This is a genomic window from Nocardia flavorosea (assembly GCF_015477805.1).
GTDB classification, from domain to species: Bacteria; Actinomycetota; Actinomycetes; order Mycobacteriales; family Mycobacteriaceae; genus Nocardia; species Nocardia flavorosea_A.
The window spans coordinates 1018569-1037695 of record NZ_JADLQL010000001.1 but is presented as its reverse complement, the minus strand read 5'-3'; the positions used below and the strand labels follow the sequence as shown (position 1 = coordinate 1037695).

15 protein-coding genes are annotated in these 19127 nt (G+C 67.9%); 9 read left to right on the top strand and 6 right to left on the bottom strand.

Annotated features, from left to right (window positions below; genetic code table 11):
• Positions 1–56 precede the first annotated feature (56 nt).
• Positions 57–1106 carry a homogentisate 1,2-dioxygenase gene (locus IU448_RS04635; protein WP_195054217.1) on the top strand — a complete coding sequence of 350 codons (1050 nt, stop codon included), beginning with the start codon at positions 57–59 and terminating at the stop codon, positions 1104–1106.
• On the opposite strand, the gene IU448_RS04630 is transcribed toward IU448_RS04635, so the two are convergent.
• Complete coding sequence (locus IU448_RS04630) at positions 1093–1983, bottom strand: alpha/beta hydrolase (protein ID WP_195054216.1); 891 nt, start codon at positions 1981–1983, stop codon at positions 1093–1095. The two genes, IU448_RS04635 and IU448_RS04630, sit on opposite strands and share 14 nt — an antisense overlap.
• Positions 1984–2489: 506 nt before the next feature.
• Between IU448_RS04630 and IU448_RS04625 the strand changes: the two genes are divergently transcribed.
• From IU448_RS04625 to IU448_RS04615, 3 genes are all read left to right on the top strand, one after another.
• On the top strand, positions 2490–3707 hold the full coding sequence (locus tag IU448_RS04625) for an MFS transporter (RefSeq protein ID WP_416382955.1): 1218 nt from the start codon (positions 2490–2492) through the stop codon (positions 3705–3707).
• A 458-nt stretch (positions 3708–4165) separates the two neighbouring features.
• On the top strand, positions 4166–5605 hold the full coding sequence (locus tag IU448_RS04620; protein ID WP_195054215.1) for a basic amino acid/polyamine antiporter: 1440 nt from the start codon (positions 4166–4168) through the stop codon (positions 5603–5605).
• A 49-nt stretch (positions 5606–5654) separates the two neighbouring features.
• Positions 5655–6908, top strand: a complete 1254-nt coding sequence (locus IU448_RS04615) for an arginine deiminase (RefSeq protein WP_195054214.1) — start codon at positions 5655–5657, stop codon at positions 6906–6908.
• A gap of 224 nt (positions 6909–7132) precedes the next feature.
• Here IU448_RS04615 and IU448_RS04610 read toward each other — a convergent pair whose 3' ends face one another.
• From IU448_RS04610 to IU448_RS04590, 5 genes are all read right to left on the bottom strand, one after another.
• Positions 7133–7570, bottom strand: a complete 438-nt coding sequence (locus IU448_RS04610; RefSeq protein WP_195054213.1) for a DUF4440 domain-containing protein — start codon at positions 7568–7570, stop codon at positions 7133–7135.
• A gap of 158 nt (positions 7571–7728) precedes the next feature.
• Complete coding sequence (locus tag IU448_RS04605; protein WP_195054212.1) at positions 7729–9084, bottom strand: FAD-binding protein; 1356 nt, start codon at positions 9082–9084, stop codon at positions 7729–7731.
• A 28-nt stretch (positions 9085–9112) separates the two neighbouring features.
• Positions 9113–9901: an SDR family NAD(P)-dependent oxidoreductase gene (locus IU448_RS04600; RefSeq protein WP_195054211.1), complete on the bottom strand. Its 789-nt coding sequence runs from the start codon at positions 9899–9901 to the stop codon at positions 9113–9115.
• Positions 9902–9936: 35 nt separating this feature from the next.
• Positions 9937–10980 (bottom strand): ABC transporter substrate-binding protein, encoded by a 1044-nt coding sequence (locus tag IU448_RS04595; RefSeq protein ID WP_195054210.1) that lies wholly within the window; start codon positions 10978–10980, stop codon positions 9937–9939.
• A 100-nt stretch (positions 10981–11080) separates the two neighbouring features.
• Positions 11081–13033 (bottom strand): FAD-dependent oxidoreductase, encoded by a 1953-nt coding sequence (locus IU448_RS04590; RefSeq protein ID WP_195054209.1) that lies wholly within the window; start codon positions 13031–13033, stop codon positions 11081–11083.
• 121 nt (positions 13034–13154) lie between these two features.
• Here IU448_RS04590 and IU448_RS04585 point away from each other — a divergent pair, with 121 nt between their 5' ends.
• Genes IU448_RS04585 through IU448_RS04565 form a run of 5 tightly spaced genes read left to right on the top strand, consistent with a single transcriptional unit; the run spans position 13155 to position 18689 of the window.
• Positions 13155–14192 carry an ABC transporter substrate-binding protein gene (locus IU448_RS04585; RefSeq protein WP_195054208.1) on the top strand — a complete coding sequence of 346 codons (1038 nt, stop codon included), beginning with the start codon at positions 13155–13157 and terminating at the stop codon, positions 14190–14192.
• A gap of 41 nt (positions 14193–14233) precedes the next feature.
• The gene (locus tag IU448_RS04580; RefSeq protein ID WP_195054207.1) at positions 14234–15016 is read left to right on the top strand and encodes an SDR family NAD(P)-dependent oxidoreductase; all 783 of its coding nucleotides are present in this window, start codon (positions 14234–14236) and stop codon (positions 15014–15016) included.
• A gap of 1 nt (position 15017) precedes the next feature.
• Positions 15018–16181, top strand: a complete 1164-nt coding sequence (locus IU448_RS04575) for an ABC transporter ATP-binding protein (RefSeq protein ID WP_195054206.1) — start codon at positions 15018–15020, stop codon at positions 16179–16181.
• Complete coding sequence (locus IU448_RS04570; protein ID WP_195054205.1) at positions 16181–17878, top strand: ABC transporter permease; 1698 nt, start codon at positions 16181–16183, stop codon at positions 17876–17878. Before IU448_RS04575 ends, IU448_RS04570 begins: the two co-directional genes overlap by 1 nt.
• A 46-nt stretch (positions 17879–17924) precedes the next feature.
• On the top strand, positions 17925–18689 hold the full coding sequence (locus IU448_RS04565) for an SDR family NAD(P)-dependent oxidoreductase (protein WP_195054204.1): 765 nt from the start codon (positions 17925–17927) through the stop codon (positions 18687–18689).
• The last annotated feature ends 438 nt before the right edge of the window (positions 18690–19127 follow it).

The window sequence follows — 19127 nt, the reverse complement described above, 5'->3', positions numbered from 1 at the left end:
CGGACATGGTGTCTCTTGTCTAGGATCTGTGGCACAACGTTTTTCGGAGGTGCTACATGCCGGACGAAGTCCTGGCGCCCAATATCGAACTCTTCTCCCGGAACGGTTTCGCCGGTCCGAACACGACCATCGTCCGGGCCCAGTACCGGCCTCGTTTCCTGCGGGCCCGCGGCGAATACCTACCGCGCCGGTTCCACACTTGGGATCTGCCGGAACAGGTATTCGCCGAACCCAAAGCGCTTCCGGTGGCGATCCTGGAGGGCGAGGGGACAAGTCTCGAGCTGAACCGCCGTTCCGCCGCCACGACCTTCGGTTACGTGAACGTCTGGGCCGACGAACTGCACTACATCGTCTCCGGTCGCGGACAACTCGATACCGAGGTCGGCACGCTCGACGTCCGCGCGGGAGATTTCGTCCTCATCCCGCGTGCCGTCACCTACCGCTGGGGTGAAATCGCCGAAGAGATCAACGAATTCATCGTGGTCACCACCAGCGAACTACGCCTGGACCCCGAGGGCGCACCCGCGACCTTCAACCCCGACCTCCACCTGGACCGCCCCGTCCCGCACGGCCGGCCCGGACTTCCGGTGGACGACGAATACGAGATCGTGGTTCGCACGGGTAACAGGTTCACCTCCTACTTCTACGATGTCGACCCGATCCCGTGCCTCGATGTCATCGGCGCTCCGCTGGTGGCCCGATTCAATATCGAGCATGTGCAGGGCCTCGCTGTCGCCGAGGGGGGATTGGCGCCCGCCCAGTTGATGAGCAGCACTTCCGGCCGCGATTACATTTTCGGTGTCGGCAGCCGGCACAGCGCGCGGCCCCCGGTCCATCACAATGCCGATTTCGACGAGGTCATCTGCTACGCCACGGGTCCTTCGCCGTGGGGTTCGGTCGATACGCCCGGCACGATCACCTGGACTCCCAAGGGCATCCTGCACCAGGGGCCGGAAGAGAACGTCCAGCCCGGCTACCGCGCCTGGCTGCTGGAGACCCGGTCCCCGCTGACGATGACCCCGGCCGGCCGCGATATCGCGCATCTGATGGAAACCGACCAGTACGGGGTCCATCCGGCCGAAGGACAACCGGTCACCGCACGCTGAGTCCGGTCCCCTCCGCCGGACCCTTCCGGCATCGGGGCCGGCCGTCGCGCGCGGTGCGGCCGAGCCAGTCCAGGATCGACGTGGTCCCGGCACGGAAACCAGGGGAATCGGGACGGTCCAGGAATCCGTGCCGCGTGCCCGGAATCACTCGGTGCTCGGCCGCGACCCCCGCCTCGGTGAGTTCCCCGGCGAAGGCGGTACTCGATGCGCTGAGCGTGTCGTAGGCGGCATCGAGCAGCAGCACCGGCGGCAGGCCGGCGAGTTCACCGCCGCCCGGGAAAACGTCCGGATCCGCGAGCAGTTGCGGCGACCCCACGTAGTTGAGGTTCATCCGGCGGATCATCTGCGGCGTGTAGGTGGCGATCCGGCGCCGTCCCCGCACTCGCGCCCGGACGGAATCCGGCAGCGGCGGCAGTTCGGCGTGCAGAGTCGCGTAGGCGAGGATCATGCCCACCGGCACCTCCGCGGACCGGTCGCGCAGCCGCAGCGCGGCCGACGCGGCCAGACAGGCGCCCGCGCTGGCGCCACCGATCACGATCCGCTTTCCGTCCGCCATGAGGTCGGTGGCGGCGGTGAGGACATCGTCCAACGGCGCCGGGTACCGGTTGTCCGAGGGGCGCAGTACCGGCGGGCCCCAGACCCGGAACCGCGGCACGAGCGCATAGTCGACGGTGCGTACCCGCCGGCCGGACCCGGCCACCCGCAACGCCACCGCATGGGACTCATCCTGATCGAGCCCACCGGAGACGAAAGCACCACCGTGAATCCACAGCAGCGGCGCCGCCGCCGGATCAGAGCCGGCAGGCAGGTAATCCCGGACCGGGACCGCGCCGCGGAGTCCGTCGAGTGTCAGGTCCCGGACCTGTAGATCGTGCATCCGCCGTCCTCGTCTCTGGCGTGCCGCCCGAGATTCTGGGCGTGTTCCCTCGCGTTTCGTGGTACGGAAATCCCGGGTGTTCGCCGGCACGATCCCGGGACTTCGTGGCCCCGGCGATCGTATCGTCCGGGCCGCCCGGTCGGATGCCTGGTCGATCGAGGCGAGGCCGACAACCCCGCGCCGGCTCCGGGGCCGCGGCTGCGGTTTCGTCCGGGTGCCACGCCGCGGCGGGAACCATGACATCGGCAGCGCCGAGGATGAACATGCCCCGTAGCGGGATATCGCCGAAGACGGCAGATGTCCGATCGGTGTAGACGACACCGGCCCGTGACTGCCTGTTCGGCCTGAACCGCGAGACACCGCCCGGTGCCCGGCCTCAGCTCGCTCCGGAGCGGTGGCCGGCCCGTCGAGGTCTCGTCCGGGCTATCCAGGCCGATCGCCGGCAGGTGCAGCTCCGGTGGGCGAACTCACAATCTGGATGAGGAAACCTGCCCACGGGCCATCTGTTGCACGAAAGCGTGACTTCTACCGCTACCGGCACGACCGCGCCCCCGGGGCCGACTGCTCGTACCAGCTGGCATATCCCGGCGATGCTGGCGCTGGCGCTCGGCGGCTTCGGGATCGGTACCACCGAATTCGTGACGATGGGGCTGCTGCCCGATATAGCGGACGCGTTCGCCGTATCCGAGCCCACCGCCGGGCATGCCGTCTCCGCGTATGCGCTCGGGGTGGTGGTCGGGGCGCCGGTGATCGCGGCGGCGTGTGCGTCGGTGGCGCGCAAACGTCTGCTGGTCCTGCTCATGGTGGCGTTCACGGTCGGCAATCTGGCCTCGGCCTTCGCGCCGAACTTCGCGACTCTCGTCGCGGCGCGTTTCGTGGCCGGGCTGCCGCACGGCGCCTATTTCGGGGTCGCGTCACTGGCCGCGGCGACGCTGGCTCCCGCGGGGCAGCGTGCGAAGGCAGTGGCGGCCGTGATGCTCGGGCTGAGTACCGCCAATGTTCTCGGTGTTCCCGCCGCGACCTGGCTGGGGCAGCACCTCGGATGGCGCAGTGCCTTCGTCCTGGTCGGGGTGATCGGCGTGGCCACCGTGGCGGCCCTGGTGCGCTGTGTGCCGGTACTGACCGGGATCGCCGTCACCAACCCGCTCACCGAACTGGGGGCCCTGCGCCGGCCGCAGGTGCTGCTCACCTTGGCCGTGGGTGCGATCGGATTCGGTGGCATGTTCGCGGTCTACACGTATGTGAGCACGACCCTCACCGATGTGGCCGGTTTGAGCGCCGGGCTGGTGCCGGTGGTGCTGATGCTGTTCGGGGTCGGCATGGTGCTGGGCAATATCGTCGGCGGTGTGCTCGCCGACCGCGGTGTGGATCGGTCCATCTTCCTGGCCATGGGCGCGATGATGGTGATCCTGACGGTATTCGTGGCCGCCGCCCACAATCCGGTCACCGCGGGGATCGGCGCGCTGCTTGTCGGGGCAGCGGGCGCGGCCCTCGCACCCGGACTGCAGACCCGGCTCATGGATGTGGCCGCCGACGCCCAGACCCTGGCGGCGGCGCTGAACCACGCCGCCCTGAACATCGCGAACGCGGCCGGTGCCTGGATCGGCGGGCTGGTGATCGCCGCGGGCTACGGCTATACGGCGCCCGCCGTGGTCGGAGCCGGGCTTGCCCTCTTGGGCGTCCTCCTTTTCACCGGCACGGTGTGGGCGGCCCGGCGCACCTGAGGACCTGGCGGATCCGTCGGCACCGGGACGTGAGCACGGGTCTGCGGCCCTGTTCGCCCCACCGGAACACGTCGACCGCGCGCTCCGGCGTGTCGCATCGGTCTCCCGCCGCGGGCACGGCATCGCGTGCCGGGGCGCACCGGGGAACGTGTGCCGGATACGGTGCCCGAGGAATGCGCGATATCCGGCCGCCCGCAGCGATCGCCCAGGTAGGACCTCGATGCACGCTGCCTCAACGCCGCTGCACAGTCCGCGCCCACGGCAACCGCCGCGGCCCCGCGGTACCTCGCATACGGCCGAGGGAGACGGTGCCCGTATCCGCCCCGGCGGCACGCTCGCATTCACTCCGCTCCGGGTTGACCCGCGCATCGACGGCCGTACGGCATCATCGGTCGTGAGTTGTCGGCTGATGATCTGCGGTGTTACTCGGTAGCGGGGCGAGCGGAGAGGTCGGGTGGATGGCCCAGCAGCAGGCGCCGGAACGGGCGGCGAAGGTTACGGTTCTCACGCTCACGGCGATGGTGGTCGGATCCATGGTGGGCGCCGGGGTTTTCTCGCTGCCGCGGCGGTTCGCGCAGGAAACCGGTGTGGGTGGTGCGATCGTCGCCTGGGTCATCGCCGGTACCGGCATGCTCATGCTGGCGCTGGTGTTCCAGCGGCTCGCCGTCCGCAAACCCGGTCTCGATGCCGGCGTCTACGCATACGCCAAAGCAGGGTTCGGCGAATTCACCGGTTTCTACTCCGCCGCCGGCTACTGGGCCAGTGCCTGCGTCGGAAACGTCACCTACTGGGTGCTGATCATGAGCACGCTGGGCGAGTGGATACCGGCGCTCGGCACGGGGGACACACTGATCGCGGTGGTCCTCTCCTCGTTCGGTCTCTGGGGTTTCTTTCTGCTGATCCGGCGCGGCACCAAGGAGGCCGCCGCCATCAACAGGATCGTCACCATCGCCAAACTGGTGCCGATCCTGGTGTTCGTCCTGCTCGCCGTCTTCCTGCTGGACCCGGCGGTTTTCGCGGACAATTTCCGCGGCGCGGACTACGCGGGGTCACTGTTCGAGCAGGTGAGCGACACCATGCTGGTGACGGTGTTCGTATTCCTGGGGGTCGAGGGCGCGAGTGTGTACTCCCGGCACGCCCGGCGCCGCGAGGACGTCGGGCGGGCCACAATCCTGGGATTCCTCAGCGTGCTGGCGATCTTCGCCTCGGTGACGGTGGTGTCCTACGGCATCATGCCGAGCGGGCAGATCGCCGAACTGCGACAGCCGTCGATGGCAGGTGTGCTGGACGCGGCCGTCGGTTCGTGGGGTACCGCGTTCGTCAGCGCGGGGTTGATCATCTCGGTGCTGGGCGCCTATCTGGCCTGGGCGCTGATGGCCGCGGAAGTGCTGTTCGTGGCGGCCGGGGACGCGGATATGCCGGCGTTCCTGGCGCGCTCCACCGACCGCGACGTCCCGATCAACGCGCTGCTGCTGAGTACCTCGCTGTCGCAGGTGGTCCTGATCATCACCATGTTCTCGCAGGACGCGTTCGATTTCGCACTCGATCTGACCGCCTCGCTGACGCTGATCCCGTTCCTGCTCGCCGCGCTCTACGCGCTGAAACTCTGCCTGACCCGCGAAACCTATGCCGACGAGCGGCCGGCGACCTGGCGCGCTGATCTCACGATCGCAATACTGGCCACCCTCTACACCGCATTCCTGCTGTATGCGGCGGGCCCTAAGTTCGTGCTCGTCTCGCTGATCTTCTACGCGCCGGCGACCGTGCTGTTCGTCCTCGCCCGCCGCGAACAAGGTCGCCGGGTCTTCACGCCCCCCGAAGCCACTCTGTTCGCGCTGGTCGCGGCAGGCGCGGTGCTCGGCATCGTCGCTCTCGTGGCGGGGTGGGTGACCCTGTGACCGCATCCGCTTGCCCAGAACCCCGGTTCAGACGACGGAAGGTAGCGCAATGACCGTGAACTCCATACCCATCCGGCACGGCGTCCATTCGGAGGTCGGCCAGTTGCGCAAAGTCCTCGTCTGCTCGCCCGGCCTGGCACACGAACGGCTGACCCCGACCAACTCCGACGAACTGCTCTTCGACGATGTGATGTGGGTCGAGGCCGCCCAGCGCGACCACTCGGATTTCGTCGGCGAACTCACCGATCGCGGGGTGGAAGTCGTCGAACTACACGATCTGCTGGCCGAAACCATGGCCGTTCCCGAGGCCCGTACCTGGCTGCTGGATCGCAAGATCATCGCGAACCGGGTCGGGCTGGGGCTGCTCGATGCCACTCGGGCCTATCTCGATTCCCTGAGCCCGCGCGAGTTGTCCCGCTTGCTCATCGGTGGTCTGTCGACCACGGATCTGCCCGCCGACTACCGCACCCCCTACCTCGCGCTGGCCCGCGAATCCCTCGGCACCCCCGAGTATCTGATGCCGCCCCTGCCCAACACCCTGTACACCCGCGACACCACCTGCTGGGTCTACGGCGGCCTCACCCTCAATCCGCTGTACTGGCCCGCCCGCCACGACGAAACACTGCTGATGAAGGCCATCTACCGGTTCCACCCCGGCTACTCGGATTCGACCGTGTGGTGGGGTGACCCCGAACAGGATTGGGGCCAGGCCACACTGGAAGGCGGAGATGTCATGCCGGTCGGTAACCGCACGGTGCTGGTGGGAATGAGCGAACGGACATCCCGCCAGGCGATCACCCAGTTCGCGAAGGCATTGTTCGACGCGCAGGCCGCCGATACCGTCGTCGTGGCGGGTATGCCCAAACTCCGTGCCGCGATGCACCTGGATACCGTGTTCACCTTCGCCGACCGCGACCTGGTGACCGTCCATCCCCGGATCGTCGACGGTATCCATCCGTTCACCCTCCGGCCCGCCGACAAGGCGCCGGGTGTGGACATCACCGACGAACAGGGGACACCGTTCGTCGACGTCGTCGCGCGGGAGCTCGGCTTCCCGGCGCTGCGGGTCGTCGAAACCGCCGGTGATATGTACGCCTCCGAGCGCCAGCAGTGGGACTCCGGTAACAATGCGGTCGCACTCGCCCCCGGTGTGGTGTTCACCTACGACCGCAACACCCAGACCAATGCCGCACTGCGCCGGGCCGGGGTCGAGGTGATCACGATCGTCGGCGCCGAGCTGGGCCGAGGTCGCGGCGGCGGTCACTGTATGACCTGCCCGATCGCGCGCGATCCGATCGACTGAGCCCTGGCCGGTGCCGTCCGGCCGAGCACTACCACATCGAATCGCCCGCCGTCCCGCACGTTGACGGTGCTGTGGAAATCGGCCGGCCCCACCATTTCGCGATCTTCACCGGTTCGGTCCAGGCTCCCCACCCCCTGGGCTCTCGACGCGCCGGCGCCCTGCTCGTTTCCGGAAGGAGGGAATCGTCCACTGCGCGGCAGCAGTACTCGAATGCCTCCCGGTTCCTACCGGAGATGCTCGTCCGCGGTCACCGTCGTCTCCTGGAGGGCCAGCCAACGGCACGACTGCTCCGGACCCACCCGGACCACCGCGGTCGTCCGGCGGTACTCCTGCCCGCCACCGTCACGCTGGCATTCGACGAAGCGGACCACGGTGGTATCGCCTGTCTCGGACAGAGTTTCGATGTCGGATATCTCGATCACCAGCCCGGGCCGGCTGTTTCGTGCCCGGTGCAGGCCGGACAGTAGTTCGCGTTTGCGGACCACCGTTCCCGCGGCCGTGACCATCGAGAAGTCCTCGTCGTGGGCGGCGGCGAAAGTATCCAGAACCCGCGGCGACGCGGCCGAACCCAGCCAAGTCGCGAGTAGATCGTGGACCCGCTCGATATCGGCCGCGATATCGGCGGCGCCGGTGCGGCCGGGTGACCGGGGAGTTTCCGTCATCCGAGCAGAATAGTGCCGCGGTGGCCGGGATCAGGTCATCGAGCCGGTTTCCGCGCGGCGGTCCGCGGAAGGTGATCCCACCCGCCCCTCGCCGATCGACGATCGGCGAGGGACCCGCGCTGGACCGCCCCTCATCGGCGGCCCAGCGCATTATGTGGCTACCCGATATTCGCCGCGGGTACGCCTGGAACGGCCCGCGGGTGCCCGGTCGCGGCATCGGCGGCGGCCAGACCGAAGACGAGTGCGGGGGCGATCCCACCGGCGTAGGCGTAGTGGTAGAGACCGCCGGTATCGGAACCCGCGGCGAAAAGCCCCGGTATCGTGCCGCCCGCCGCGGACAGGACTCGTGCGGTGGCGTCGATCCGGATGCCGTGGAACGGGAACGTCAGCGCGGGGCAGGTTTCGATGATGTAGTACGGGCCGGCGTCCAGCGGTCGGGTGTCGTGGGCCCGGGTGGGCCGGATATCGGCACCGGCGGCGTTGACCTGCCTGATCTGCTCGGCGACGGCCGCCCCGTCGTATCCCCACTCCGGCGGCAGATAGGCGAAATCCGCCAGGGTCTCCGCGATACCGCAGCGGCCACCGCGACGCTGGGTGAGCTCGAACTTGTCCACCGCGATCGCCCCCTCGACGTAGCTGCCGAGTACCCACTCCCGGTACACCCGTTCGTCGGCAACCAGTAGTCCGCGAGATTCCGGCTGTTCGAGAAGATGCATCGCAGTGAGGTGATCCCCCTGGGTTTCGTCGGTGAATCGCCGGTTGCCGAGGTTGAACAGCAGTGCGTGCTCGCTGTAGTACAGCGACAGCGCCACGAAATCGGCGGGATCGCGGAACGGGACATGCGTCGGCACCAGGTGCCCGTAGAAGCCCGAGCGCGTGTTCCCGGTCGCGGCGCCCACGCTTTCGGCCAGGCGCAGACCGTCGCCCGCGCTCACCGGATTGGCACGCACCTGCATCTCGGCGGCGCGGGGATGGATGTGCTCGGCGACGAGCGCGCTATCGGCCTGGAAACCCCCGGTCGCCAGAACGACCGCGCCGCTGATTATCTCGATTTCCGTGCCGTCGGGCCGGCGTATTCGGGCACCGGTCACCGCGCCGTCCTCGGTGCGCAGGGCCGACGTCTCGGTCCCGGTGAACAGTTGCCCGCCGGTGGTTACCCGGCGGCGGCATTCGTCGAGGTACTGGTTGGTGTCGAATTGGTGGCCCCGGCCGTAACGCAGGATCGGCACCGCGTCGGCGCAGTACACGCCGAGCGCCCGGATCCAGGCGATCCCGTCGGCGAATCCGTCGACCAGTGCGGTGCGCAGCGCCGGATCGCCGTCCGGATTCACCCCCTCCATCACCGAGCGGTCGGGCGCGGTCCAGGCGTAGCCGGCGAAGCGCGCCGAGCCCCCGACGGTTTCGGCTTTCTCGACCACCACGACCGACGCGCCGCGGTCGAGCGAACGGGCCGCGGCGGTGAGGCCCGCCATACCCGCGCCGATCACCAGGACGTCGGTTTCGATCCTCTGCATACTTGCTCCTCGTTGCTCGATCCGGCGGTCAGACGGTGAACCGGCCGCCGTTGCTCAACAGCACTGCGCCTACCACGTTGGCGGCCGACGGTGCGGCGAGATACAGGATGTTGTCGGCCAGTTCCTCGGCGGTGGCGTAACCGCGCGCGGCGCCTTCGGTCATGGCCGCCCGCAGGTGCGGCGGCGTACGGCGGGCCATCCCGGTATCGACCGGTCCCGGCGCGACGGTGTTCACTCGGATTCCGAGATGCGCCACCTCTTTCGCCACCGACTGGCTGAGCGCATGCACACCCGCCTTGGACGCCGCGTAGTGCGGATAGCCGGCCAAGGTGTCGAATGCGGCGGACGAACCCACAGTGACGATCGCACCGCCACCGGTTTCCTTCATCGTGCGGACCGCAGCGCGCAGGACATGGAAGGTGCCGTCCAGATTGATCGAGAGAATACGCCGCCAGTCGGCGTCCTCGAGGTGGGCCAGCACATCCGGCGGCCGGTTCTGTTCGGCGGCCGCGTAGATGCGCTGTTTACTGCGCGGATCGTCGACACCGGCCGCGTGGACGACGATATCGACGCGCCGGTGCCGGGCCAGCACGGTGGCGAATGCCCGGTCGACCTGAGCCGAATCGGCCACGTCCAGTTCCACCGGTACTCCGCCGGCGATATCCGCCGCCACCCCGGCGGCGGCCTGCCGGTCGATATCGCAGAGGTGGACCGCCGCCGCGCCGCGCTGGGCGAACAGTCGTGCGGTGGCAGCGCCGATCCCCGATCCGGCGCCGGTCACCAGCGCCACCTTTCCGGTGAACTGCTGTGCAGGCACGGCCGGTTCCTCCTGTGCTGTTGGTGTTGCGGCGCTCACTGGAAGATGTCCTCCCAGTCGTTGCGGTACTTTTCGGCTCCTTCGCCGATGGTCACCTCGAGGTTCTGGTCCGGAACGTCCTGCGCCACCGCCAGCGCTCCCTCGATACCGGGCAGGACCGACCCGTAACCCGGCGACGTCGCCTCCTGGCCCGGCCGGCTCACCATGAAATCGGCGAGTACCTGCGCTGCATTGGGGTGGGGCGCGGAACCGAGCGCGAGCCCGTACCAGCGTGCGCCCCAGACGTGTGGGCCGGCGGTCCAATCCACGGGAGCGCCCGCGGCACGCTCCGGCAGCATCGGATTGCACATCAGCGCGGCAACGATCTCGCCCGAGGCCAGTGCCTGGCCGAGTGGTTGTGAGCTCGGGTAGATGCGGGGTTCGTCCTGTGCGAGCTTCTCGAGGAATTCGCGGCCGCCGTAATGCTCCTCGATGTGGTCGTAGTAGTCGATGTAGGTCGGCGAGGTGGCCGGTGTGACGATGCCGATCTTGCCTTTCAGTACGGGATCGAGCAGGTCTTCGGCCGACCGGATGCCCTTCGGGTATGCGCCGGTGTTCCACCCGAAGCCGAGGACCACCGCGCCCTCGAGGAAGAACTTCCCGTCGACGAGGCTGTCGGCGCGCCGGTAGTCGGGCGCGTCGAACGCGGGACCGATCACCTCGACGGCGTGGTCGGTATCTGCTGCCGCCTGCATCCAGGCGACATCGGTGATGACCGCGATATCCCCGGCGCCCTTGCCGGTACGGGCCTCGGCGTCGATCCGGGAGAGCAGATCGGCGTCCACGCCCCGGACCACACTCAGATCGATACCGGGGTAGGCCGTTTCGAAGGCTTTCTCCAGATCCGCCAGTACCGGTTGCGCCTGGGTGGAGTAGATCGTGACGGCGCCTTCTTCGTTGGCCGCTGCCACCACCTCGTCCCAGGATCCCGATACCGGCCGGGAGACCGCGGTGGCACCACCACATCCGGCCAGCGTCAACGTGATCGCAGCCAGCACTGCTGCCGTTCCGGCAGCCTTCGTTCGAAGGGTTTTCCGCATATGTACCTCATCCTTTTCCGTGGCTACGGGCCGGGCCGAGACATCCCGGTCCGGCCGCTCGCCGGTCACGCCGGTACCGGCGCAGTTCTCTGGGGCGCTGTCACCCGGCGTCCGCCGGCACCGGCCGCACGCCGCCGATAATCGTTTCCGCGGCCGCGTACCCCTCGGCGACGGCATGCGATACCCGCCGGGGGACGAGTGCGTCACCGATGATCTGCACTCTCGCCTGCGGCAGTCGGTCGGGGAAGGCGCGCCACTCGGTGGCGATCCGTTCCCCGGCGACCACGACCCGAGCGCAGGTCAGCTCCCGCGACTCCCCGGACAGCAGGGTGCGGTAGCCCACCACGACGTCGGGTCCCGCGCCGCTCACCTCGACCGATCCGGCCTGGACGATGAAATCGACCGGGCGTCCCGCCAACCGCCGCAGCAGTTGCACCCGGCTCTCGGCCGGGATACCCGCCGCGATCGCGGGACCGGGGGTGAGCACCGTGACCTGCCCGGCCCCACCGGTCAGCGCGGCCTCCACGGCGCCGAGTGCGGGCCAGTAGCCGAAGCCGTCGTCGACCACCACCACGCGGGAACCGGGCCGGATCTGCCGGGGATCGGTCAGGACCGAGGTGGTCGTCACGGCGCCGGGCGTGCCGGCTTCGGTGGCTCCGGTTGCCACGATGATCTCGTCGAAATCGGTGAGATCTGCCGGAGACACCCGGTGTCCGAGTTCGGTCCGGACGCCGCCCAGGTTGTCCTGGTAGTAGCGCAGCAGTGCCGACCAGCCCGTCCGATTCGGTGCCTGCGCGGCGATCCGGAGTTGGCCGCCGATCCAGGGGTCCGCGTCGAAGAGGGTGACCTCGTGCGACGACGCCAACCGGAGAGCGGCCTCCAGGCCCGCCGGTCCGGCACCGACGACGGCGACGACGACCCGCCCGGTTGTGTTGTGCGGCCGGCCGAACTGTACGGGTCGCGCCGGGCGTGCCGAGTGACCGGGCGGCGCCAGGGTGGGATTCACCGTGCACAGCAGTACCGGGGTGAACGAACGGCAGTCCTCATTGCACGATACACACGGCCGGATGCGGGAGTCGTTGCCGCGCAGCAGTTTCGCCGCGAACTCGGGGTCGGCGACGAAAGGCCGCGCCATGCCGGCCAGGTCCGCGCCGGCGGCGAGGGCCCCTTCGATCTCCGGTCGCGACCGGAACGCCTGGGAAACCAGCAACGGGCGGGTGGTCGCAGTCCGCAGCCGGCCCAGCAGGGGCAGCAGCGGAGGCTGGGTGGTCGCCATATCGCGGACGTAGGTAGTGCGCACGCCCGCCGTGATGTTGAGGTAGTCGAACATGTCCAGCAGGGGCAGTAGTTCGCACAGGCCGTCGGCGTCCAGACCCGCTTCCTCGGCGCCGTCCACCGAAACCCGCACGCCGACGGCGACACCGGGACAGGCCGCGGTGATTTCGGCGTGCAGCCGGTGCAGGATCGCGGCCCGGCCGGCGGGAGTGACGGCATCGGCCCGGATGTTCGTGACCGGGGAGAGGAACTGCGCCAGCAGGTATCCGTGGGCGGCGTGCAACTCCACGGCGGCGAAACCCGCTGCGGTGGCGTGGCGGGAACTGCGGACGAAATCGGCGATCACCCGGTCGATATCGGCATCCGACATTACTCGCGCGCGGACCGGCTCGCGTGGGGACCGGACGGCCGACGGTGCTACCGGATGCTCCCAGATCTCGGCGCCCAGGGTTTCGCGTCCGAGGTGTACGAGCTGGCAGACCGGTACGGCGCCGCCCTCGGTGATCGCCCGGGCGCGCCGCCTCAGCCCGGGAACCGCATCGGGCAGCGAGGCGTCGGTGATGTTTCCTGTCCGGTTGCCGGAGTCGGAGGCGACGACCGTTCCGCCCGCGATCACCATGGCCGCACCCCCGGCGGCGCACCGTCGCCAGTAGTCGTCATCGCCCGGCTGGGCGGCGCCGGCACTGACCACACCGGAGCCGTGCGCGGTCGCTACCAGGCGATTACGCAGCTCGAGACCGCCTATCCGGAACGGGGACGACAGGAGAGGGGAGACCAAAGTTCCTCCTTGAACTGGATTCACTTCATATTATTGCCACAAGGTGATTGACACCACAATGGGTATGGCATAGTTTCAAACTGACATCAGTTCAGTTCTGCGGGATGTGGGTATTCGCACTATGAAGTTGCTGTTACAGGTCACGGCGGCCGTCGCGGCTCTCGCCGTCACCTCCGTCCTCACTGCCTGTGGGACGGGTCCGGGAACGACGGCACCGGTATCGGGCACCTGGGACGACGTGGTCGCCGCCGCCGAGAACGAAGGCAGCGTCCTGCTCTATTCGAGCCAGAAACCGGCCAATCTCGAGCGGCTCGAGGAGGCGTTCGAGACGGAGTATCCGCGTATCGACCTGGAATTCGTGCGAGGCACGGACGCCGATATCAATCCCCGGGTGGAAACCGAGAACCGGACCGGTCGCGGGACCGCGGATGTCCATATGCTCACCGACGCCACCTGGATCACCAACGCGGCCCAATCCGGCAACTATTCGACCGAACTGGTCGGCCCGAGTCTGCGGGCGCCGGAATACCGGCCGCGGACCAGTGTGCTGGAGAACCGCTTCGCGCTCAGCAGCGCGGCCGTCTTCGCGCTGGGCTGGAATACCCGGGCGGTGCCGGATGGCCTGACCGCCCCGGATGACATCCTCGACCCGAAATACACCGGCAAGATCGGCATCGTCAACCCGACCGGCATCGCCTCGTATGTCGATCTCTACCGCTACTACGCCGATACCTATGGCGCCGACTACTGGGAGCGGATGGCCGAGCTGGAACCGCGGGTATATCCGAGTGCGCTCGGTATCGCACAGGCTCTCACCTCGGGCGAGATCGTGGTGACCCCTTCGGTCCAGCCGCTGGTGACCGAGGTGGCCGCGGGCGCCCCGGTCGACTGGGCCCTCCCGGCGAAGCCGTGGGGGACACCCTGGTACAGCCACGCGGTGAGTGTGGCGCCGCACCCGAATGCCGCCCAGGTACTGGTCGACTTCCTGGCAACTCGCGAAGGGCAGACGGCGCTGAACGACGGCTACGCCGCGGCGCTGCCCGATATCCCGGGCGCCGTGGTGCAGGCCCAGGATATCGCTGCACCCGATACCCGTGATCTGACGCCGGACAAGGTCGCGCAGTACTCCCAGGAATGGGCCCGGCGCTTCCAGAGCTGATCCCGCTCCACCGTTACCGGAACCATCGACGAAGGACAGGTATGGACGATACGGCCGAGCCCTGGCACGGCACCCACGTACTGGTGACCGGGGCGTCCGGGGGAATAGGCGGGGCGACCGCCGAACTGTTTGCCGCGAAGGGCGCGACGGTCTACCTCACCGATATCGACGATATCGCCGGCCGGAAACGGACGTCGGCGCTGGGCCCCCGCGCCCACTACCACCACCTCGACGTCACCGACGAAGCCGGCTGGCAGGCCGTGGCCGATGTGATGGAGCAGTCGGGGCATCCTATGAACGTGCTGGTCAACAGTGCGGGAACCGCGATGAAGGCGACCCTGGCGCAGACCACGCTCGACGATTTCCGCCGGATGGTCGACCAGCATCTGGTCGCGACATTCCTCGGGCTGAGAACAGCGGCGGCGGCGATGACCGGTGGTGGGTCGGTCGTGAACATCTCGTCGCTGCGCGGTGTGCTCGCCACCGCCGAACTCGGCGCTTACGGCGCCGCCAAATTCGGTGTACGCGCGCTGACCAAGGTCGCCGCACTGGAACTGGCCGGACAGGGTGTCCGGGTGAATTCGGTGTGTCCCGGCAGCATCACCACCGAGATCACGTCGGCGCCCGGATTCGCCGCCGATGACGTCGAGGCATATGTCCGCAGTATTCCGATGCAGCGCCGGGGCGCACCCGCCGAAGTGGCGGCGGTGATCGCATTCCTGGCCGGCGCCGGCAGCAGCTATGTCACCGGCACCGATCTTCTCGTCGACGGCGGAACCGCCGCCGGCGTACGCACTCCCAGACTATCGACCCAGAAGGCATGAGATGACGTCGCAATTCACCGTTTCCGGCCTGACGAAGACCTATGGCAGCAATGTCGTGGTCGACCGGCTCGACCTGACGATCGAGGAGGGCGAATTCCTGGTCCTGCTCGGGCCGAGCGGGTGCGGGAAAACAACAACACTGCGTTGTCTCGCCGGGCTGGAAACACCACAGGGCGGCACGATCGCATTCAAGGAGCGGTCCGTTTTCGATGCCGACGCCCGGCTGAATGTGCCCGCGTACAAGCGCAATATCGGCATGGTTTTCCAGTCGTACGCGCTGTGGCCGCATATGACCGTCCGTGACAATATCCGCTATCCGCTGAAGGTGCGGAAAATGAAGGAAGCCGTCGCCGGGGGAGCGGTGGAGGCCGCCGCCGAGATGGTCGATTGCGGGCAGTTGCTCGACCGGTATCCGGCGCAGCTCAGCGGCGGGCAGCAGCAGCGGGTCGCCGTCGCCCGTGGTCTGGTCGCGCGGCCGGATCTGGTCCTGTTCGACGAACCGCTGAGCAACCTCGACGCTCGGCTGCGTGATCAGGTGCGTACCCAGATCCACCGGCTGCACCAGAAACTCGGTTTCACGGCGGTATTCGTCACCCACGATCAGTCCGAGGCATTCGCACTGGGCGACCGGCTCGCCATCATGAAAGCGGGCCGGATCGAACAGTACGACGCTCCCGAAGTCGTCTTCGAGAATCCGGTATCGGACTATGTCGCCGCCTTCATCGGGATGAGCAACAAACTGTCGCTGCGGCGCGGACACGACGGCTGGGAGACCGCCGCCGGCGATCCGATCGATCTGGCGCATGGTGTGGTCCGTGATTCCGCCGACCGGCGCACCGCCGCCGTGGCCCGGTTGCGGCCCGACGATGTGCTGCTGCACGCCAGGACCGAGGAGGTCCCGGTGGGCAATGTCGCGCTGCATGCCGAGCTGGTGACCTACGAATACGGCGGACGGTACTTCGATGTCACCGTCGAAACCGGTGGTGAACAGCTGATTCTGCGGGCACCGGCCGCCCAGCACAGTGCGGCCTTGCGCGGTAGCCGTCCGGGCGCACCGCTGGTCGTGAGCTTCTCCCCGGCGAGTCTGCGTGTTTTCGCGGTCCCCGGGGACGAGACCACCGCCGCGCCGTCGCCCGTCGCCGTCACCACGGGAGGCCGCGCCTGATGGCCACCGTGACCGCCGCCGCGAATCGTCCCTTCGCGATACCGGCGCAGTGGCGGACCCGGCTCGGGTATTTCGCCCTGCTTGCCGTACTGGCATACCTCGTGGTGTTGCCGATGATCCGATTGCAGTCGCTGGCCTTCGAGGACGGTGCCCGCGGATACCGGGCGCAGTACACCCGCTTCGATATCGGCGAAACCATCCGGACCACCGTCGCGCTCGCGCTGGGGTCGCTGGTGATCGCCATGGTGCTCGGTACGCTGCTCGCGTTCGCGGCGAGCCGGCTGCCGCAACGGTTCGGGTTCTTGCGGATCATCCCGATCCTGCCGATCGTGATGCCCGCGGTCGCCAATATCGTGGGCTGGGCGTTCCTGCTCTCACCCGGGCCGGGCTACCTGAATGTGCTGTTGCGGAAGCTGCCCTGGTGGAGCGGTTCGGATTCCGGGCCGATCGATGTGTACACCGTGCCGTGGATCATCATTCTCACCGGGTTCGGGCTCACCTCGTTCGTGTACCTGTTCGTCAGCGCCGGGATGCAGAACATCGGTGCCGAACATCTGGAGGCCGCGCAGATCAGCGGATCCTCCACCGTGGGAGTGTTCTTCCGCGTCGTCCTGCCGCTGCTGCGGCCGTCGCTGATCTACGGCGGCGGTATCGCGTTGCTGCTCGGGCTCGGCCAGTTCACGGGCCCGCTGCTGCTCGGTCAGAACTACGGCGTGAAGGTGCTGACCACCGAAATGTATCGCCGGGTCTCGGAATCGCCGTCGGATTTCGCCGCGGCGGCCGCCGCCGGTTCTCCGCTGGTGATCTTCGGGCTGGTGCTGGTGCTGATCCAGAAAGGACTGCTGGGCAACCAGTCCCGATTCGTCACTCATGGTGGCAAATCCTTCGCGCCGGCCGGCGGCCGCTCGCTGTGGGCCACGGTGACCATTATCGTCTATGCCCTGTTCGCGCTGATCATCCCGCTGATCGGCTTGATCATCGTCGCGCTCACCCCGTACTGGTCCGGATCGCTGTCCTGGGACCTGCTCACCCTGGACAACTTCCGTACCCTGGCCGCCGACAGTGCCATCGTGAGTTCCGTGCTCACCAGTGTGTCGACCTCACTGGCCGCCGTGCTGATCTGCGTACCACTGGGCTACCTGATGGCCACCCTGCTGGTCCGCGGGCGGCAGTTCAAGATCATGGCATTGCTCGCCGATTTGATCACCGCCCTGCCCCTGGGCATTCCGGCGGTGATCTTCGGTGTCGGCTTCCTGCTCACCTATACCGAGCCGCCGCTCATCCTGTACGGAACCCAGACCGTGATCATCCTGGTCTACATCGTGCTGATGTTGCCCTACGCGACCCGGATGCAGATGACCGCCATGCTTTCGCTCGGCAACACCTACAGTGAGGCATCGGCGACCAGCGGGGCCTCGCCGCTGATGACGAATCTGCGGGTGATGCTGCCGTTGATGCGGCCCACCATCCTCAGTGCCGTCGCGTTGATGTTCATCCTGCTGACGCATGAATTCGCCGCCTCGCTACTGGTGCGCGCTTCGACCACGCAGGTGATGGGCACTCTGCTGTTCGATCTGTGGCAGAACGGCTCATATCCGCTCGTGGCCGCGATGGCGCTGCTGATGACCGCGGTCACCACCGCGGGTGTGGGGGTCGCGATGCTCGTCGGCGGCCGGAATGTGCTGAACAAGTTGTGAACCGCGGCTCGTCCGCGTCCCAGTCCTCGAAACAGAAAGGCCTGCCATGGCTACGGGTCCGTCGCGGTTGACCGGCAAGGTGGTCCTGGTGACCGGCTCGACCGGCGGTATCGGTGTGGAGATCGTGCGCCGGCTCGCCGCGGAAGGCGCCGTGCTCGTGGTCACCGACCTCGGCGAGGCGGCCTGCGCCGACCTCGTCGCCACCTTGGACCGGCCGGACCGCCATCTCACCCGGCCTCTCGATATCGCCCGGGAGGTGGAATGGGGCGCCACGGTCAGCGCGGTGCGCGATCGGTACGGCCGACTGGACGCCCTGGTCAACAACGGCGCAATCGGCAGCCTGGCCTCGGTGGTCGACGAAGATATCGACCGCTACAACCGGGTGATCGAGGTGAGCCAGACCGGCACTTGGCTGGGAATGAAACATGCCGGAGCCTTGATCGAGCAGAGCGGGGGCGGGGCGATCGTCAATCTCTGCTCGATCCTGGGAACCGTCGGCGGACTCGGTAACAGCGTCGCCTACGCGGCCGCCAAGGGCGCGGTACGGACCATGACGAAGAACGCCGCCCTGCACTGGGCGGCGAAAGGGGTGCGGGTCAACTCGATACATCCCGGCTTCATCGAAACCGAACAACTCCTCGAACGCTACGAAGGCACCGACCGGTATCGCGCGATGCTCGCGAACACGCCGATGGATCGGCTCGGACGGGCCGAAGAAGTAGCCGCCGCGGTGGCTTTCCTGGCCGGGGACGACTCGACCTTCGTCACCGGCAGTGAACTGTATGTGGACGGGGGCTGGACCTGCGCCTGACAGCGCGGACGCCGGGGGTGTCTCCATCGGATGAGGGTGGAGGCACCCCCGGCGATAAGGCATATGCAGGCCGGGCCTGCGGCGACGCCGTCGCCGGTGCGCCGAGCTGCCGAGTCGAACCACCTGTCCGGTCTCCACTTCGAGGTACCGTGGCCGGCCGTCGAGGTCTCCATCCGTTCGGCACGGCGATCCCGTTCGTCGACTCGGCACATCGGTCCGTCGGTCGGCGGGTACGTCGGAGGCGGCATTGCAAATCTGTAGTGCAGTTGCGCTACTGCAGATCGTATTCGTGGCGAGTGCGGTGCCGGTGGCGCCGGACGGTGGGGTCGAGCACCGGGGGTCGGTGACGTTGCGCTGAGCGAGGGCCGGCGCGGAAACCGAATACGTGAGCCGGGGTCGCGCCGGGTATCCGGACCCCGGTCGATATCGTGAAAATGG

What these genes read in the sequence shown, in the direction of transcription:
- IU448_RS04635 (WP_195054217.1), top strand. Translation starts at nt 57, where the DNA reads ATGCCGGACGAAGTCCTGGCGCCCAATATCGAACTCTTCTCCCGGAAC.
- IU448_RS04595 (WP_195054210.1), bottom strand. Translation starts at nt 10,980, where the DNA reads ATGCGGAAAACCCTTCGAACGAAGGCTGCCGGAACGGCAGCAGTGCTG.
- IU448_RS04585 (WP_195054208.1), top strand. Translation starts at nt 13,155, where the DNA reads ATGAAGTTGCTGTTACAGGTCACGGCGGCCGTCGCGGCTCTCGCCGTC.
- IU448_RS04580 (WP_195054207.1), top strand. Translation starts at nt 14,234, where the DNA reads ATGGACGATACGGCCGAGCCCTGGCACGGCACCCACGTACTGGTGACC.
- IU448_RS04615 (WP_195054214.1), top strand. Translation starts at nt 5,655, where the DNA reads ATGACCGTGAACTCCATACCCATCCGGCACGGCGTCCATTCGGAGGTC.
- IU448_RS04570 (WP_195054205.1), top strand. Translation starts at nt 16,181, where the DNA reads ATGGCCACCGTGACCGCCGCCGCGAATCGTCCCTTCGCGATACCGGCG.
- IU448_RS04605 (WP_195054212.1), bottom strand. Translation starts at nt 9,084, where the DNA reads ATGCAGAGGATCGAAACCGACGTCCTGGTGATCGGCGCGGGTATGGCG.
- IU448_RS04610 (WP_195054213.1), bottom strand. Translation starts at nt 7,570, where the DNA reads ATGACGGAAACTCCCCGGTCACCCGGCCGCACCGGCGCCGCCGATATC.
- IU448_RS04565 (WP_195054204.1), top strand. Translation starts at nt 17,925, where the DNA reads ATGGCTACGGGTCCGTCGCGGTTGACCGGCAAGGTGGTCCTGGTGACC.
- IU448_RS04575 (WP_195054206.1), top strand. Translation starts at nt 15,018, where the DNA reads ATGACGTCGCAATTCACCGTTTCCGGCCTGACGAAGACCTATGGCAGC.
- IU448_RS04630 (WP_195054216.1), bottom strand. Translation starts at nt 1,983, where the DNA reads ATGCACGATCTACAGGTCCGGGACCTGACACTCGACGGACTCCGCGGC.
- IU448_RS04620 (WP_195054215.1), top strand. Translation starts at nt 4,166, where the DNA reads ATGGCCCAGCAGCAGGCGCCGGAACGGGCGGCGAAGGTTACGGTTCTC.